Origin of the sequence: Citrobacter sp. S55_ASV_140 (genome assembly GCF_018919505.1) — a bacterium.
Classification (GTDB): Bacteria; Pseudomonadota; Gammaproteobacteria; order Enterobacterales; family Enterobacteriaceae; genus Citrobacter; species Citrobacter werkmanii.
Genome location: NZ_JAHLQZ010000012.1, coordinates 1 through 16305, shown reverse-complemented (window position 1 = coordinate 16305; position 16305 = coordinate 1). Strand labels below are relative to the sequence as shown.

The following is a 16305-nucleotide window of genomic DNA, read 5'->3' as shown; positions in this document are numbered from 1 at the left end:
TGTAAATCAAGCGCGAACTAAAAGCGCGGCAACTAAACGCAGAACCTGTCTTATTACGCTCTCTGGCGAGAACGTAATGGGACAGGTTCCAGATAACTCAACGTATTAGATAGATAAGGAATACCCCCATGTCAGAACGTTTCCCAAATGACGTGGATCCGATCGAAACTCGCGACTGGCTACAGGCGATCGAATCGGTCATCCGTGAAGAAGGTGTTGAGCGTGCTCAGTATCTGATCGACCAACTGCTTTCAGAAGCGCGCAAAGGCGGCGTGAAAGTAGCGGCAGGTGCAGGGGCCAGCAATTATGTCAACACTATTGCCGTTGAAGATGAGCCGGAATACCCGGGTAATCTGGATCTGGAACGTCGTATCCGTTCTGCTATCCGCTGGAACGCCATCATGACCGTACTGCGTGCGTCTAAAAAGGACCTTGAGCTGGGTGGCCACATGGCATCCTTCCAGTCCTCCGCAACGGTATATGATGTTTGCTTCAACCACTTCTTCCGTGCACGCAACGAGCAGGATGGCGGCGACCTGGTATACTTCCAGGGTCACATCTCTCCGGGTATCTACGCACGCGCATTCCTGGAAGGTCGTCTGACCGAAGAGCAGATGAACAACTTCCGCCAGGAAGTTCACGGCAAAGGCCTGTCTTCCTACCCGCACCCGAAACTGATGCCGGAATTCTGGCAGTTCCCGACCGTTTCTATGGGTCTGGGCCCAATCGGTGCTATCTACCAGGCTAAATTCCTGAAATATCTGGAACACCGTGGCCTGAAAGATACCTCTAAACAAACCGTTTACGCCTTCCTCGGCGACGGCGAGATGGATGAGCCAGAATCTAAAGGTGCGATCACTATCGCGACCCGTGAAAAACTGGACAACCTGGTCTTTGTTATCAACTGTAACCTGCAGCGTCTTGACGGCCCGGTCACCGGTAACGGCAAGATTGTTAACGAACTGGAAGGCATCTTTGCAGGTGCTGGCTGGAACGTTATCAAAGTCATGTGGGGCGGTCGTTGGGATGAGCTGCTGCGTAAAGACACCAGCGGTAAACTGATCCAACTGATGAACGAAACCGTTGACGGCGACTACCAGACCTTCAAATCCAAAGATGGCGCATACGTACGTGAGCACTTCTTCGGTAAATACCCGGAAACCGCAGCCCTGGTTGCTGACTGGACCGATGAGCAGATTTGGGCTCTGAACCGTGGTGGTCACGATCCGAAGAAAGTCTACGCTGCACTGAAAAAAGCGCAGGAAACCAAAGGCAAAGCAACTGTAATCCTCGCCCATACCATTAAAGGTTACGGCATGGGTGACACCGCCGAAGGTAAAAACATCGCTCACCAGGTTAAGAAAATGAACATGGACGGCGTGCGTTATATCCGCGACCGTTTCAACGTTCCAGTGACCGATGAGCAGGTTGAAAACCTGTCTTACATCACCTTCCCGGAAGGTTCTGAAGAGCACACTTATCTGCACGCCCAGCGTCAGAAACTGCACGGCTACCTGCCTGCTCGTCAGCCGAACTTCACCGAGAAGCTGGAACTGCCGGCTCTGGAAGACTTCGGTGCGCTGCTGGAAGAGCAGAACAAAGAAATCTCCACCACTATCGCGTTCGTTCGTGCCCTGAACGTGATGCTGAAGAACAAGTCGATCAAAGATCGTCTGGTTCCGATCATCGCTGACGAAGCGCGTACTTTCGGTATGGAAGGTCTGTTCCGTCAGATCGGTATCTACAGCCCGAACGGCCAGCAGTACACCCCGCAGGACCGTGAGCAGGTTGCTTACTATAAAGAAGACGAGAAAGGTCAGATCCTGCAGGAAGGTATCAACGAACTGGGTGCCGGCGCATCCTGGCTGGCTGCTGCGACTTCTTACAGCACCAACGATCTGCCGATGATTCCGTTCTACATCTACTACTCCATGTTCGGGTTCCAGCGTATCGGCGACCTGTGCTGGCAGGCAGGCGACCAGCAGGCTCGCGGCTTCCTGATTGGTGGTACTTCCGGTCGTACTACGCTGAACGGCGAAGGTCTGCAGCACGAAGATGGTCACAGCCATATTCAGTCTCTGACTATCCCGAACTGTATCTCTTACGATCCGTCTTACGCGTACGAAGTTGCGGTCATCATGCACGATGGTCTGGAGCGTATGTACGGTGAGAAACAAGAGAACGTTTACTACTACATCACCACCCTGAACGAAAACTACCACATGCCGGCAATGCCAGCAGGCGCCGAGGAAGGTATCCGTAAAGGTATCTACAAACTCGAAACCCTCGAAGGTAAGAAAGGTAAAGTTCAGCTGCTGGGCTCCGGTTCTATCCTGCGTCACGTGCGTGAAGCTGCCCAGATCCTGGCGAACGATTACGGTGTGGGTTCTGACGTGTACAGCGTAACCTCCTTCACTGAACTGGCGCGTGATGGCCAGGATTGTGAGCGCTGGAACATGCTGCACCCGATGGAAACGCCGCGCGTTCCGTACATCGCTCAGGTAATGAACGACGCACCGGCAGTAGCATCTACTGACTATATGAAACTGTTTGCCGAACAGGTTCGTACTTATGTACCGGCTGATGATTACCGCGTACTGGGTACTGACGGCTTCGGTCGCTCTGACAGCCGTGAAAACCTGCGTCACCACTTCGAAGTTGATGCTTCCTACGTGGTTGTAGCGGCCCTGGGCGAACTGGCTAAACGTGGCGAAATCGATAAGAAAGTGGTTGCTGACGCAATCACCAAATTCAACATCGATGCAGATAAAGTTAACCCGCGTCTGGCGTAAGAGGTAAAAGAATAATGGCTATCGAAATCAATGTACCGGACATCGGGGCTGATGAAGTTGAAATCACCGAGATCCTGGTCAAAGTGGGCGACAAAGTTGAAGCTGAACAGTCGCTGATCACCGTAGAAGGCGACAAAGCCTCTATGGAAGTTCCGTCTCCTCAGGCTGGTATCGTTAAAGAGATCAAAGTCTCTGTTGGCGATAAAACTGAGACCGGCAAACTGATCATGATTTTCGATTCCGCCGACGGTGCAGCAGCTGCTGCACCTGCTCCGGCAGAAGAGAAGAAAGAAGCGGCTCCGGCAGCAGCACCTGCTGCGGCAGCGGCGAAAGAAGTACACGTACCGGACATCGGCGGCGACGAAGTCGAAGTGACCGAAGTAATGGTTAAAGTGGGCGACACCGTTGCGGCTGAGCAGTCTCTGATCACCGTTGAAGGCGACAAAGCCTCTATGGAAGTTCCGGCGCCGTTCGCAGGCACCGTGAAAGAAATCAAAATCAGCACTGGCGACAAAGTGTCTACCGGCTCCCTGATTATGATCTTTGAAGTAGCAGGCGAAGCTGGTGCGGCTGCCCCGGCGAAAGCTGAAGCGGCTCCAGCAGCAGCTCCGGCTCCGGCAGCCTCTGGCTCGAAAGAAGTTAACGTGCCGGACATCGGTGGTGATGAAGTTGAAGTCACTGAAGTGATGGTTAAAGTGGGCGATAAAATTGCCGCTGAACAATCACTGATCACCGTTGAAGGCGACAAAGCGTCAATGGAAGTTCCGGCGCCGTTCGCGGGCACCGTGAAAGAAATCAAAATCAGCACCGGCGACAAAGTGAAAACCGGTTCTCTGATTATGGTCTTCGAAGTTGAAGGCGCAGCGCCTGCGGCCGCTCCGGCTAAACAAGAAGCGGCGGCTCCGGCTCCTGCGGCGAAAACTGAGAAGCCAGCAGCTCCAGCTGCAAAAGCGGAAGGTAAATCTGACTTCGCTGAAAACGACGCTTACGTCCACGCGACTCCGCTGATTCGCCGCCTGGCGCGCGAGTTTGGTGTGAACCTGGCGAAAGTGAAAGGTACCGGTCGTAAAGGTCGTATCCTGCGTGAAGACGTTCAGGCTTACGTGAAAGACGCGGTTAAACGCGCCGAGTCTGCACCGGCAGCATCTGCTGGCGGCGGTATCCCGGGCATGCTGCCCTGGCCGAAAGTGGACTTCAGCAAGTTTGGTGAAATCGAAGAAGTGGAACTGGGCCGTATCCAGAAAATTTCTGGGGCGAACCTGAGCCGTAACTGGGTGATGATCCCGCACGTTACGCACTTTGATAAGACCGATATCACCGATCTGGAAGCGTTCCGTAAACAGCAGAACGCCGAAGCTGAAAAACGTAAACTGGACGTGAAATTCACCCCAGTGGTCTTCATCATGAAAGCCGTTGCCGCCGCTCTGGAACAGATGCCGCGCTTCAACAGCTCTCTGTCCGAAGATGGTCAGCGTCTGACCCTGAAGAAATACATCAACATCGGTGTTGCGGTTGATACGCCGAATGGTCTGGTTGTTCCGGTCTTCAAAGACGTGAACAAGAAGAGCATTACCGAGCTGTCCCGTGAGCTGACCACCATCTCCAAAAAAGCGCGTGATGGCAAGCTGACTGCTGGCGAAATGCAGGGCGGTTGCTTCACCATCTCCAGCATCGGTGGCCTGGGTACTACCCACTTCGCGCCGATTGTTAACGCGCCGGAAGTGGCGATCCTCGGTGTCTCCAAGTCCGCAATGGAGCCAGTGTGGAACGGTAAAGAGTTTATGCCGCGTCTGATGATGCCGATTTCGCTCTCCTTTGACCACCGCGTAATCGACGGTGCGGATGGTGCGCGCTTTATCACCATCATCAACAACATGCTGTCTGACATTCGCCGCCTGGTGATGTAAGCGAAAAAGCCGGCCCGACGGCCGGCTTTTTTCTGGTAATCTCATGAAGTCAGTGAGGTTATTGTGCGAAAGACAAATCGGTTGCCGTTTGTTGTTTCAAAATTGTTAACAATTTTGTAAAATACGGGCGGATAGAACGACCCGGTGGACGACGGGTATAAATTAAGAGGTCATGATGAGCACTGAAATCAAAACTCAGGTCGTGGTACTTGGGGCAGGCCCTGCAGGTTACTCTGCTGCCTTCCGTTGCGCAGATTTAGGTCTGGAGACCGTCATCGTAGAACGTTACAGCACCCTCGGCGGTGTTTGTCTGAACGTCGGCTGTATCCCTTCTAAAGCGCTGCTGCACGTAGCTAAAGTTATCGAAGAAGCCAAAGCGTTGGCTGAACACGGTATCGTTTTTGGCGAGCCGAAAACCGATATCGACAAGATTCGTACCTGGAAAGAAAAAGTTATCACTCAACTGACCGGCGGTCTGGCTGGTATGGCTAAAGGCCGTAAAGTGAAAGTGGTTAACGGTCTGGGTAAATTTACCGGGGCGAACACCCTGGAAGTTGAAGGCGAAAACGGCAAAACCGTGATCAACTTTGACAACGCGATCATCGCGGCGGGTTCCCGTCCGATCGAACTGCCGTTCATTCCGCATGAAGATCCGCGCGTGTGGGACTCCACTGACGCGCTGGAACTGAAAACGGTTCCTAAGCGCCTGCTGGTTATGGGCGGCGGTATCATCGGTCTGGAAATGGGTACCGTGTACCATGCGCTGGGTTCAGAGATCGACGTAGTTGAAATGTTCGATCAGGTTATCCCGGCTGCCGATAAAGACGTGGTTAAAGTCTTCACCAAGCGCATCAGCAAGAAATTCAACCTGATGCTGGAAACCAAAGTGACCGCCGTTGAAGCGAAAGAAGACGGTATCTACGTTTCCATGGAAGGCAAAAAAGCGCCTGCTGAAGCACAGCGTTACGATGCCGTGCTGGTGGCTATCGGTCGTGTACCGAACGGCAAAAACCTCGATGCGGGCAAAGCTGGCGTGGAAGTTGACGACCGTGGCTTCATCCGCGTTGACAAACAGCTGCGCACCAACGTGCCGCACATCTTTGCTATCGGCGATATCGTCGGTCAGCCGATGCTGGCGCATAAAGGTGTTCACGAAGGTCACGTTGCCGCTGAAGTTATCGCCGGTAAGAAACACTACTTCGATCCGAAAGTTATCCCATCCATCGCGTACACTGAACCAGAAGTTGCATGGGTTGGCCTGACTGAGAAAGAAGCGAAAGAAAAAGGCATCAGCTACGAAACCGCCACCTTCCCGTGGGCTGCTTCGGGCCGTGCTATCGCTTCTGACTGCGCAGACGGTATGACCAAACTGATTTTCGACAAAGAATCTCACCGTGTGATCGGTGGGGCGATTGTCGGTACCAACGGCGGCGAGCTGCTGGGTGAAATCGGTCTGGCGATCGAAATGGGTTGTGACGCTGAAGACATCGCGCTGACCATCCACGCGCACCCGACGCTGCACGAGTCCGTCGGTCTGGCTGCCGAAGTGTTCGAAGGTAGCATCACCGACCTGCCGAACCCGAAAGCGAAGAAAAAGTAATTTTTCCAAAATGATAAAAAGCGGCTGAATGGCCGCTTTTTTTATGTGTTTGTTACAAAATAGTGTCAAAATTTGGCAAAAATTAAGGTGAATAGCCGAATTGCCAGAAAATGTTTTTTCCCGTACTGCACGATACGCCCGAACCGCATGAAATCGGCATTCCAAATCAACTTCCTGTTTCACAAGAAATAAATCACCTTATCTTGTCATTAGATGAAACTAATAACCCTCTAAACTAATAGCGTGATAACAAATTGAGAGGGGAAATGATGAAACGTTTTTTCAAAGCAGCAGTAATGACTACCGTGTTTATTTCCGGCATGGCGCTGGCGCAGGATGCCGTCATCCCATGGGCTACCAACAGCGGTGGTACCGAAAGCACGCATATTGCGGCAATGGGACAAAATTTGAATGCGCAGCATCAGCAGATTAGCCAGACACAGGAAGGTGTATGGGCAACAAACTCTGGCAGCATTCGGGCTGACGAAGTAGCACTTACCAGCACTAAGCCAGCGTTTAAAGGTTATCCTGAATTAATGCCGCATCAGAATTAACTCTCCCGCTCACGTCAGACACATCTTCGCTGACGTGAGCGTCTGGGCAATGACGCCAATCCCAAACTACCAGTTCTGGTAGTCATCTTATTGATATTTCCGCTAAAAAAAATTGCGCAACTGCCGATACTTTTTTCGCCATTGTGTGGCTACTGGCCGCGCGCTTAAGAGGCTCTGGACTCTTTATTACACGAAAAAAGGAAAAAACATGTCTTTAAAAAAAATCGCGGTTGTTGGCATGGTTGTCGCGACAATGACCCTGACCGGGTGTGGCGCCATGACCACCGCCGTTAAAAAACGTAATCTTGAAGTGAAAACGCAGATGAGTGAGACCATCTGGCTGGAGCCTTCCAGCGAGAAGACCGTCTACATTCAGGTGAAAAACACTTCCGATAAAGACATGAGCAATCTGCAAACCCTGCTGGCAAATGACCTGTCGGCTAAGGGCTATAAAGTGACCAGTTCGCCGGATAACGCTTACTACTGGGTGCAGGCGAACGTACTGAAAGCGGACAAAATGGATCTGCGCGAAGCTCAGGGCTTCCTGAAGACCGGTTATGAAGGCGCGGCGATGGGGGCAGCTTTAGGCGCGGGGATTACCGCCTATAACAGTAACTCCTCCGGCGCGGCGCTGGGCGTTGGCCTGGCAGCGGGACTGATCGGTATGGCTGCGGATGCGATGGTGGAAGACGTAAACTACACCATGGTCACAGACCTGCAAATCTCCGAGCGCAGCAAAGCGAAAGTGACAACAGATAACGTTGCCGCGCTGCGTCAGGGGACGTCCGGCATCAAGCTGCAAACCAGCACTGCGCAGGGCGATCGCGCAAAATACCAGACTCGTGTTGTTTCAAATGCGAATAAGGTAAACCTGAAGTTCGAAGAAGCGAAGCCGGTGCTGGAAGCGCAACTGGCGAAATCTGTCGCTAACATCCTGTAATTTGTTGCGAGTTGCCGGGGGACTACGCTTACCCGGCAACTCATCCTTCGACTCTGGGGATTCAGGGTGCGACAGGCTGCCAGGTTTTATCCAGGTGGTAGGCGGTTAACGCCTGTGCTTTTTGCTGCGACTCCTCGCCAAGATCCGCCTGATAGACCTGGTCATCACCGTTGACCATAAAGCTCATCACGCCAGTATGATCGTAGCTAACGGGCCAGGCAACCATCGCAAAGCCGCTGGTTTTGTCGGGAAGAATACGGAAATGATAACCGTGATAGCCTGTACCGGGTTCCTGCGGACTGAAGGCTGGTCCAAGCGGGCTAGGTGCTTCACCGGGTGAAACGGGCCAGTACAGACCATCTTTTTTCCCTTCAGAGCTGACAATCTTTTGTGCGTACGTCTGGTTCATCGCAAAGTAGCTTTGCTGAGCATCGACGTAGGCATGTAACGCCTCGATGGCAGCGAGTTCGTTGCGCCCAATCTCTCGGGTCAGGATCTCTTCGGCCGCTTCCTTAATATCAAATTGCCAGCCAGAGGTGGTTTTAACCACCGGGATCGGCAGTTGCCAGTCGCTGTCCCCCACCACCAGATGCGCGGTATTACCGTCGACAACGGTGTTATGGCGAACCTTCCAGTCGCGCAGGAAGCGATCAACCGCATCAGGATCGACGCCTTCCGGCGGCAGAAACTCGCGCCAGTTTTCCCCGAGCAGGTTGTTCATCGCACTTTCATTTTGCTCATTAATAGCGTTTGCCAGCGCATCGGTGGCCTGGTCTGGCGTGCTGAAGGATTGCTGCGCCATCGCGGTGGCCGAAACCATGAACAACACCATTCCACTGAGTAGTTTATTTTTCATGTCGGTTCCCTTAACGATGACGGAATTCACGGTGTTCAGCACGACCGCCGGATAGCTGGCGAGATGGCTGGTTGCGGGCGAACTGCCTGCTTTGGGCCCCTCGCTGCTGCTGCGCCTGCCAGCTGGCGGAGCGACTGTCATTGCCGCTCAGCGCATTGGCGCGCGGCTGGCTGGTCCGTTGTTGAAAATTATGTTGCTGTATATTGCGTTGCTGCGCCGGTTGCGTGATCCGTTTCTCCTGGCGCTGGGCGGCAGCCTGGCGATTTTCACGCTGCTGAGTGTTTGCCCGTTGCGCCGTTTGCGGTTTGGTATCGTAACCGCGGTAGTTATTACGCTGAGAAATTTGCTTCAGTTGTTGACTGGATGCCTGACGCTGGGCGTCTCTCGTGCCCGTACGCGCCGTTTGCGGGAATGTTTTCCCCGTTGATTTTTCCATCTGGCTCAGGGCTGCCTGACGCTGGCTATCACGGTTGACCGGTCGTTGCTGGGTTGAGCTTAAGCCCGTTGCCGTATTAGTGGAATGAAAGCGGTTATTGAGCTGGCTATTAGGGTACGGCACACCCTCGCGGTAGGCCGGGTTGTGCTGCCAGTTACGGTTGGCGTCGGTTAGCCGTTGTCCGCTGATTTTATTGAAGTTATCAACGTTGATATTGATGTTGTTATCGCCGTTGCGGTTATACCCTCCATGGTTATCCCAGTCATCGTGATGATGGTGGTCCCAGTCATCGTCATCATCCCAGTCGATGTTGCTGAAGATGGCATAGGTTGTGGCAACACCGAGGCTGAAGCCTAAACCGTTCACGAAGCTGTTGCCAAACTGCTCGCCGGGCGTTGGCGGCAGATAGGTTGGCGGATAGGCGGTATTGGGCCAGGTGCCATAAACCGTGTTCGGGTTATAGGTGGGGACGTACACCACCTGTGGATCGGCGGATTCAATTTTGATAATCGTTGGGCTTGTCGTGGCGGTCGTGGTAGTAGAACTGGTTGTTGACTCGCTGGTGACGGTTTTAGCCGGTGCCGCTTTTGTCACAGTAGTGACGGTCTGTTGCGGTGTCGATTGCAACGCCCCGGTTTGTTGCGCCAGCGCGCGCAGGCGTTGTACGGAGTCCATGACGTCTTTCGGTTGCGCAAGGAAAGCGTCACCCAGGCTTTGTACCCACGGCGGATTTTCACCCATCAGTGACATTAACTGTGGAAAGGCAACCAGCGATTTCACGCTGGGATCCCAGGGTTGACCAGCAACGGCCTGAATGGCGGCATCGCCCTGCATTTTGGGATTATCTTTTGACCACTGCGCAGCCTGGATGACGTTAGCCGGATAGGTTGAGGCCATCAAAATTTGTGACAGCAGTGAATCCGGATAGAGCGCGATAGGTGCCACCCACTGATCGATTTGCGCAGCCGAGTATGTCGGCGCGGCAGCAGGCGCAGGTTGGTCAACGGGAGCAGGGGCCGCTACGGGAGCTGGTGCCGGCGTTGAAGGTTGTTGTGCGGCGGGGGCCGGCGCAGCGGGCTCCGTTACGCGACTTTTAACGAACATCACGCCAGAGGCGGCAAACAACCCGGCACTGCACAGAAGAACAAGCAGATGTGGCTTTAATGGCAACTTCATAAAATGACTCCAACGAGACAAGCGCTGTGCCGTGAGGCGTTCCTGTTGCCGCGAGTATCATGCACCCGTGTTTGACAGTTTTGACTTTTATTGGGGATTCAGCCGGCAGGTCCGGAAAAAGAGTGTGAGTATTTATTACACAATTATATCTGATGGCTAAAAAAACGCTGGAAAATTCAGCGCGTCACGCTTGAAAATCAACCGCTTTACGGCGCTCTTTATCCCTCTGAAATGCGTCCCGCCTCGCCGCTACACCATTCTTAACGATTCAGCCAATTTTTTATGTTGCTTTTTTGTAAACAGATTAACACTTAAAGAAAATCCTGTTATTGTGCCTTATGCGGTACCGGGCATTTACCCTACTAACTACTGTCTCACAGGAGCGTGAAGAGAATCGCCCATCAACAAAAGCGCCGCATTATGACAATGAGAGCGAGGAGATATCGTCGTGCTAGAAGAATACCGTAAGCACGTAGCTGAGCGTGCTGCCCAGGGGATTGTGCCCAAACCTTTAGACGCAACCCAAATGGCCGCACTTGTCGAGCTGCTGAAGACCCCGCCTGTGGGCGAAGAAGAATTCCTGTTAGACCTGGTGATCAACCGCGTTCCTCCTGGCGTAGATGAAGCCGCATATGTTAAAGCCGGTTTTCTCGCTGCTGTCGCGAAAGGCGACACCACCTCCCCACTGGTCACGCCAGAAAAAGCCATTGAACTGCTGGGCACCATGCAGGGTGGTTACAACATTCATCCGCTGATCGATGCGCTGGACGACGCAAAACTGGCACCGATTGCTGCCAAAGCGCTCTCTTCAACGCTGCTGATGTTCGATAACTTCTACGATGTAGAAGAAAAAGCCAAAGCGGGCAACGAATATGCGAAGCAGGTAATGCAGTCCTGGGCTGATGCCGAATGGTTCCTGAATCGTCCTCAGCTTGCTGAAAAAATCACCGTTACCGTCTTTAAAGTGACGGGTGAAACCAACACCGATGACCTCTCTCCGGCCCCGGATGCCTGGTCCCGCCCGGATATCCCTCTGCACGCCCTGGCGATGCTGAAAAACGCCCGTGAAGGCATTGACCCGGATCAGCCGGGCGTCGTTGGCCCGATCAAACAAATCGAAGCATTACAGAAAAAAGGCTACCCGCTGGCCTACGTCGGTGATGTTGTCGGCACCGGTTCCTCCCGTAAATCGGCGACCAACTCCGTACTGTGGTTCATGGGCGATGATATCCCGCATGTGCCGAACAAGCGCGGCGGCGGTCTGTGCCTCGGCGGCAAAATTGCGCCTATCTTCTTCAACACCATGGAAGATGCGGGTGCGCTGCCGATTGAAGTCGACGTGTCGAACATGAACATGGGCGACGTGATTGATGTTTACCCTTACAGCGGTGAAGTGCGCAACCACGAAACCGGTGAGCTGCTGGCGACATTTGAACTGAAAACCGACGTGCTGATCGACGAAGTCCGCGCCGGCGGCCGTATCCCGCTGATTATCGGTCGTGGCCTGACCACCAAAGCGCGTGAAGCGCTGGGTCTGCCGCACTCAGACGTTTTCCGTCAGGCGAAAGACGTGGCGGAAAGCAGCCGCGGCTTCTCTCTGGCGCAGAAAATGGTTGGCCGCGCCTGCGGTGTGAAAGGTATCCGTCCGGGCGCGTACTGCGAACCGAAGATGACTTCCGTGGGTTCCCAGGATACCACTGGCCCGATGACCCGTGACGAACTAAAAGACCTGGCGTGTCTGGGCTTCTCTTCTGACCTGGTGATGCAGTCCTTCTGTCACACTGCGGCGTATCCGAAGCCGGTGGACGTGAACACGCACCACACGCTGCCAGACTTCATCATGAACCGCGGCGGTGTGTCGCTGCGTCCGGGCGACGGCGTTATCCACTCCTGGCTGAACCGCATGCTGCTGCCGGATACCGTCGGTACTGGCGGTGACTCCCATACCCGTTTCCCGATTGGTATTTCCTTCCCGGCGGGCTCTGGTCTGGTGGCGTTTGCTGCCGCGACCGGCGTGATGCCGCTGGATATGCCGGAATCCGTGCTGGTGCGCTTCAAAGGCAAAATGCAGCCGGGCATCACTCTGCGCGATCTGGTACACGCCATCCCGCTGTATGCAATTAAACAGGGCCTGCTGACCGTGGAGAAGAAAGGGAAGAAAAACATCTTCTCTGGCCGCATCCTGGAAATTGAAGGTCTGCCGGATCTGAAAGTCGAGCAGGCGTTTGAACTGACCGATGCTTCCGCCGAGCGTTCCGCGGCCGGTTGTACCATCAAGCTGAACAAAGAACCGATTATCGAGTACCTGACCTCCAACATCGTGCTGCTGAAGTGGATGATTGCAGAAGGCTACGGCGATCGTCGTACGCTGGAACGTCGCGTGCAGGGCATGGAAAAATGGTTGGCGGATCCGCAGTTGCTGGAAGCCGATGCTGACGCGGAATACGCGGCGGTGATCGACATCGATCTGGCGGATATCAAAGAGCCGATCCTGTGTGCGCCGAACGATCCGGACGATGCGCGTTTGCTGTCCGACGTGCAGGGCGAGAAGATCGACGAAGTGTTCATCGGTTCCTGCATGACCAACATCGGCCACTTCCGCGCCGCTGGTAAGCTGCTGGATGCGCACAAAGGCCAACTGCCGACGCGCCTGTGGGTGGCTCCGCCGACCCGTATGGACGCGGCGCAACTGACCGAAGAAGGCTACTACAGCGTGTTTGGTAAGAGCGGCGCGCGTATTGAGATCCCTGGCTGTTCCCTGTGTATGGGTAACCAGGCGCGTGTGGCTGACGGCGCAACGGTGGTATCGACCTCTACCCGTAACTTCCCGAACCGTTTAGGTACCGGGGCAAACGTCTATCTGGCTTCTGCTGAGCTGGCGGCGGTTGCGGCGCTGATTGGCAAACTGCCTACAGCGGAAGAGTATCAGACCTATGTGGCGCAGGTGGATAAGACGGCGGTGGATACCTACCGTTATCTGAACTTCGACCAGCTTTCTCAGTACACCGAGAAAGCGGACGGCGTGATTTTCCAGACCGCAGTCTAATGCGCTAACGCATTTTGTGTAAAAACGCATCAATGCCCGGAGGAGTCTGCTTCTCCGGGCATTTTTATTTCTATTCCTTATACCCGCTACGCTTTTTTTCTGCCGCGCTGCTGCGATAATTACAGCAAGGCGCAATGCGGTATTGGCGCATTGCCGGGAGCAGAGGAAGACATTATGGATTACGAATTTCTGCGCGATATTACCGGAGTGGTAAAAGTGCGTATGTCCATGGGCCACGAGGTGGTGGGGCACTGGTTTAATGAAGAAGTGAAAGAGAACCTGGCCTTACTTGATGAAGTGGAACAGGCGGCGCGTGCGGTTAAGGGCAGTGAGCGCTCCTGGCAGCGAGCAGGGCATGAATACACGCTCTGGCTGGATGGCGAAGAGGTGATGATTCGCGCCAATCAGCTTGAGTTTTCAGGCGATGAAATGGAAGAGGGGATGAGCTACTACGACGAAGAGAGCTTTTCGCTCTGCGGCGTAGAGGATTTTCTGCAAGTGGTCGCGGCGTACCGTGAATTTGTCCATCAATCCTGAGAAATTTCAGATATCAATCAAGCCGGGTGAGACGAACCCGGCTTTTTTTTTCACAAAAATGATTATTTGATTTTTATTGATCATTATTAAACTGTGATCTGCCGCGTTTGCGCTTTTATTTTGATTGAATATAATCGTTATGATTTTATTTAATCACAACATAACAACAGGCGGGAAGACCATGAACATCAAGAAGGCAATAGAACGTGTACCCGGCGGCATGATGGTTGTGCCGTTGGTTATCGGTGCCATTATCAACACTTTTGCCCCGCAGGCGTTGCAGATTGGTGGATTCACCACTGCTTTATTTAAAAATGGCGCAGCTCCTCTAATTGGCGCGTTCCTGCTCTGCATGGGCGCAGGGATTAGCGTAAAGGCGGCGCCACAAGCTTTGTTACAAGGCGGTACGATTACGCTGACAAAATTACTTGTCGCCATCGCGATTGGCCTCGGGGTTGAACATCTGTTTGGCGCGGAAGGTATCTTTGGCTTAAGCGGTGTCGCCATTATTGCGGCAATGAGTAACTCCAATGGCGGGCTTTATGCGGCGCTGGTGGGGGAGTTTGGCAACGAACGTGATGTCGGTGCGATCTCTATCTTGTCGCTGAATGATGGGCCTTTCTTTACCATGATCGCATTGGGCGCGGCGGGTATGGCAAATATTCCTATCATGGCGCTGGTGGCGGTTTTGGTACCGCTGGTGGTAGGTATGATCCTCGGTAACCTCGATGCCAATATGCGTGACTTCCTGACCAAAGGCGGTCCGTTGCTCATTCCTTTCTTTGCCTTTGCGCTTGGGGCCGGTATTAACCTGGAAATGCTGCTGCAGGGCGGTCTGGCGGGCATTCTGTTGGGGGTGCTGACCACCTTTGTTGGCGGCTTCTTTAACATTCGCGCCGACCGTCTCGTCGGAGGGAGTGGTATTGCTGGCGCTGCTGCATCCAGTACTGCAGGGAACGCGGTGGCGACGCCGTTGGCGATAGCACAAGCCGATCCATCGCTGGCAGAGGTTGCTGCTGCGGCTGCGCCGTTGATCGCAGCGTCAGTCATCACGACAGCTATTCTGACGCCAATTCTTACGTCGTGGGTGGCGAAAAAGCAGGCGCGCCAGGCAGTTCAGGAGAACAAAGCATGAAAATGATCGTTATCGCCGATGATTTTACGGGGTCTAACGATACCGGCGTACAGTTGGCGAAAAAAGGCGCACGTACGGAGGTCATGCTCACACCTGCGCAGAAACCCTCTCGTCGCGCCGATGTTCTGGTCATCAACACCGAAAGTCGGGCGATGCCTGCAATGCAGGCCGCTGCAGCTGTACAACAGGCGTTAGCGCCATGGTGTGAAGAAGCGGTAACACCGCTGGTATACAAAAAAATCGACTCTACTTTCCGGGGCAATGTCGGGGCCGAAGTCACCTCAGCGATGCGTGCTGCTGGTCGGACGCTGGCCGTGATTGCGGCAGCGATCCCTGCTGCCGGGCGTACCACGCAGGGTGGATTATGTCTGGTACATGGCGTGCCGCTGTTAGAGACGGAATTTGCCAGCGATCCAAAAACACCCATTCACTCTTCTCGTATTGCTGAGCTGATTGCGTTGCAAAGCGATATCCCGGTACATGAGGTGTCGCTATCGGATGTGCGTCGGGGAAGCTTAAGTGCGCTGCTTCGCGCTTTTGCGACAGAAGGCGAATGCATGGTGGTTGTGGATGCAGTGGAAGAGCGAGATCTGTCGCTAATCGCGCACGCAGTCTGCGAACAAAAACAGATGCCGTTATTGGTTGGGGCGGCAGGGCTTGCCAATGCCTTACCTGCCGGAACGTTTATGCAAGAAAAGCAGGCATTACCGGTGCTGGTCGTGGCGGGCTCAATGAGCGAAGCAACGCGACGTCAGGTGGAAAAAGCGTTGTGCCAGGGCCGGGCAACGGTGGTTGAAATCGATGCCGCGCGATTGTCTGCATCGTCATTTGAGCAGGAAATGGCCTCTGTTGTTGAACAGGCTTGCGCGCAGTTGAGCCAGCAACAGCACACGATCTTGCGCACCAGTCGGCGTGCAGAAGACCGGAATATGATCGACTCGCTGTGCGCCAACCTGGGGATGAGCCGGCAACAGTTGGGAGAGCTGCTGAGTCGGCGTCTTGGAGAGATAACATTGCGGATTATTGAGCGGGCGCGTATCGGCGGTTTGTTCCTGACCGGAGGCGATATTGCTACGGCGGTCGCCAGTGCGCTGGGGGCAGAAGGGTATCGCATTCAAAGTGAGGTTGCCCCCTGTATTCCGTGTGGAACATTTGTGAACAGCGAGATTGATGACTTGCCAGTGATCACCAAAGCGGGTGGATTCGGTTCCGACACGACCCTTTGTGATGCGCTTTATTTTATTGAGGAGATGTACCGTGGTAACTAAAACTATTGCGATTACGATGGGAGATCCGGCGGGGATTGGTCCGGAAATTATTGTTAAA

The 16305-nt window shown here is 53.9% G+C and carries 12 protein-coding genes; 10 read left to right on the top strand and 2 right to left on the bottom strand.

All coding sequences use genetic code 11. The features are described 5' to 3' along the window. The first annotated feature begins 128 nt into the window (after window positions 1–128). The 5 genes from aceE to traT all read left to right on the top strand — a co-directional run bounded on the left by aceE (window position 129) and on the right by traT (window position 7793). Window positions 129–2792: a pyruvate dehydrogenase (acetyl-transferring), homodimeric type gene (gene aceE / locus KQJ18_RS03840; RefSeq protein ID WP_038637266.1), complete on the top strand. Its 2664-nt coding sequence runs from the start codon at window positions 129–131 to the stop codon at window positions 2790–2792. Window positions 2793–2806: 14 nt separating this feature from the next. Then, a complete protein-coding gene (gene aceF, locus KQJ18_RS03835) occupies window positions 2807–4699 on the top strand; it encodes a pyruvate dehydrogenase complex dihydrolipoyllysine-residue acetyltransferase (protein WP_216421447.1) in 1893 nt (630 codons plus the stop codon). 175 nt (window positions 4700–4874) lie between these two features. Beyond that, a complete protein-coding gene (lpdA, locus tag KQJ18_RS03830; protein ID WP_003018686.1) occupies window positions 4875–6299 on the top strand; it encodes a dihydrolipoyl dehydrogenase in 1425 nt (474 codons plus the stop codon). A gap of 269 nt (window positions 6300–6568) precedes the next feature. Beyond that, a complete protein-coding gene (locus tag KQJ18_RS03825; protein WP_137351405.1) occupies window positions 6569–6853 on the top strand; it encodes a hypothetical protein in 285 nt (94 codons plus the stop codon). Between the two features lie 208 nt (window positions 6854–7061). Continuing rightward, on the top strand, window positions 7062–7793 hold the full coding sequence (gene traT, locus KQJ18_RS03820; protein ID WP_038637274.1) for a conjugal transfer complement resistance protein TraT: 732 nt from the start codon (window positions 7062–7064) through the stop codon (window positions 7791–7793). 61 nt (window positions 7794–7854) lie between these two features. On the opposite strand, the gene KQJ18_RS03815 is transcribed toward traT, so the two are convergent. After that, window positions 7855–8649 (bottom strand): DUF2950 family protein, encoded by a 795-nt coding sequence (locus tag KQJ18_RS03815; protein ID WP_216421444.1) that lies wholly within the window; start codon window positions 8647–8649, stop codon window positions 7855–7857. Between the two features lie 10 nt (window positions 8650–8659). Beyond that, entirely contained in the window at window positions 8660–10261 is a 1602-nt protein-coding gene (locus KQJ18_RS03810) for a DUF3300 domain-containing protein (RefSeq protein WP_216421442.1), read from the bottom strand. 448 nt (window positions 10262–10709) lie between these two features. Between KQJ18_RS03810 and acnB the strand changes: the two genes are divergently transcribed. The 5 genes from acnB to KQJ18_RS24605 form a co-directional block, all read left to right on the top strand. Then, the gene (acnB, locus tag KQJ18_RS03805; RefSeq protein ID WP_216421441.1) at window positions 10710–13307 is read left to right on the top strand and encodes a bifunctional aconitate hydratase 2/2-methylisocitrate dehydratase; all 2598 of its coding nucleotides are present in this window, start codon (window positions 10710–10712) and stop codon (window positions 13305–13307) included. A gap of 174 nt (window positions 13308–13481) precedes the next feature. After that, window positions 13482–13844: a protein YacL gene (gene yacL, locus KQJ18_RS03800; protein ID WP_038637284.1), complete on the top strand. Its 363-nt coding sequence runs from the start codon at window positions 13482–13484 to the stop codon at window positions 13842–13844. A 181-nt stretch (window positions 13845–14025) separates the two neighbouring features. Continuing rightward, window positions 14026–14979 carry a 2-keto-3-deoxygluconate permease 1 gene (locus tag KQJ18_RS03795; RefSeq protein ID WP_038637287.1) on the top strand — a complete coding sequence of 318 codons (954 nt, stop codon included), beginning with the start codon at window positions 14026–14028 and terminating at the stop codon, window positions 14977–14979. Next, window positions 14976–16247 (top strand): D-threonate kinase, encoded by a 1272-nt coding sequence (locus KQJ18_RS03790; RefSeq protein WP_216421440.1) that lies wholly within the window; start codon window positions 14976–14978, stop codon window positions 16245–16247. The genes KQJ18_RS03795 and KQJ18_RS03790 overlap by 4 nt, the downstream gene beginning before the upstream one ends. Further along, window positions 16237–16305 (top strand): hypothetical protein (locus tag KQJ18_RS24605; protein WP_346014720.1); only part of this gene is annotated, 69 nt, incomplete at its 3' end. The genes KQJ18_RS03790 and KQJ18_RS24605, both read left to right, overlap by 11 nt.

Bases quoted from the DNA above. Each gene is read 5' to 3' on its own strand.
- aceF (WP_216421447.1), top strand. From the start codon at position 2,807: ATGGCTATCGAAATCAATGTACCGGACATCGGGGCTGATGAAGTTGAA.
- lpdA (WP_003018686.1), top strand. From the start codon at position 4,875: ATGAGCACTGAAATCAAAACTCAGGTCGTGGTACTTGGGGCAGGCCCT.
- KQJ18_RS03795 (WP_038637287.1), top strand. From the start codon at position 14,026: ATGAACATCAAGAAGGCAATAGAACGTGTACCCGGCGGCATGATGGTT.
- yacL (WP_038637284.1), top strand. From the start codon at position 13,482: ATGGATTACGAATTTCTGCGCGATATTACCGGAGTGGTAAAAGTGCGT.
- KQJ18_RS03810 (WP_216421442.1), bottom strand. From the start codon at position 10,261: ATGAAGTTGCCATTAAAGCCACATCTGCTTGTTCTTCTGTGCAGTGCC.
- KQJ18_RS03815 (WP_216421444.1), bottom strand. From the start codon at position 8,649: ATGAAAAATAAACTACTCAGTGGAATGGTGTTGTTCATGGTTTCGGCC.
- aceE (WP_038637266.1), top strand. From the start codon at position 129: ATGTCAGAACGTTTCCCAAATGACGTGGATCCGATCGAAACTCGCGAC.
- KQJ18_RS03790 (WP_216421440.1), top strand. From the start codon at position 14,976: ATGAAAATGATCGTTATCGCCGATGATTTTACGGGGTCTAACGATACC.
- KQJ18_RS03825 (WP_137351405.1), top strand. From the start codon at position 6,569: ATGAAACGTTTTTTCAAAGCAGCAGTAATGACTACCGTGTTTATTTCC.
- traT (WP_038637274.1), top strand. From the start codon at position 7,062: ATGTCTTTAAAAAAAATCGCGGTTGTTGGCATGGTTGTCGCGACAATG.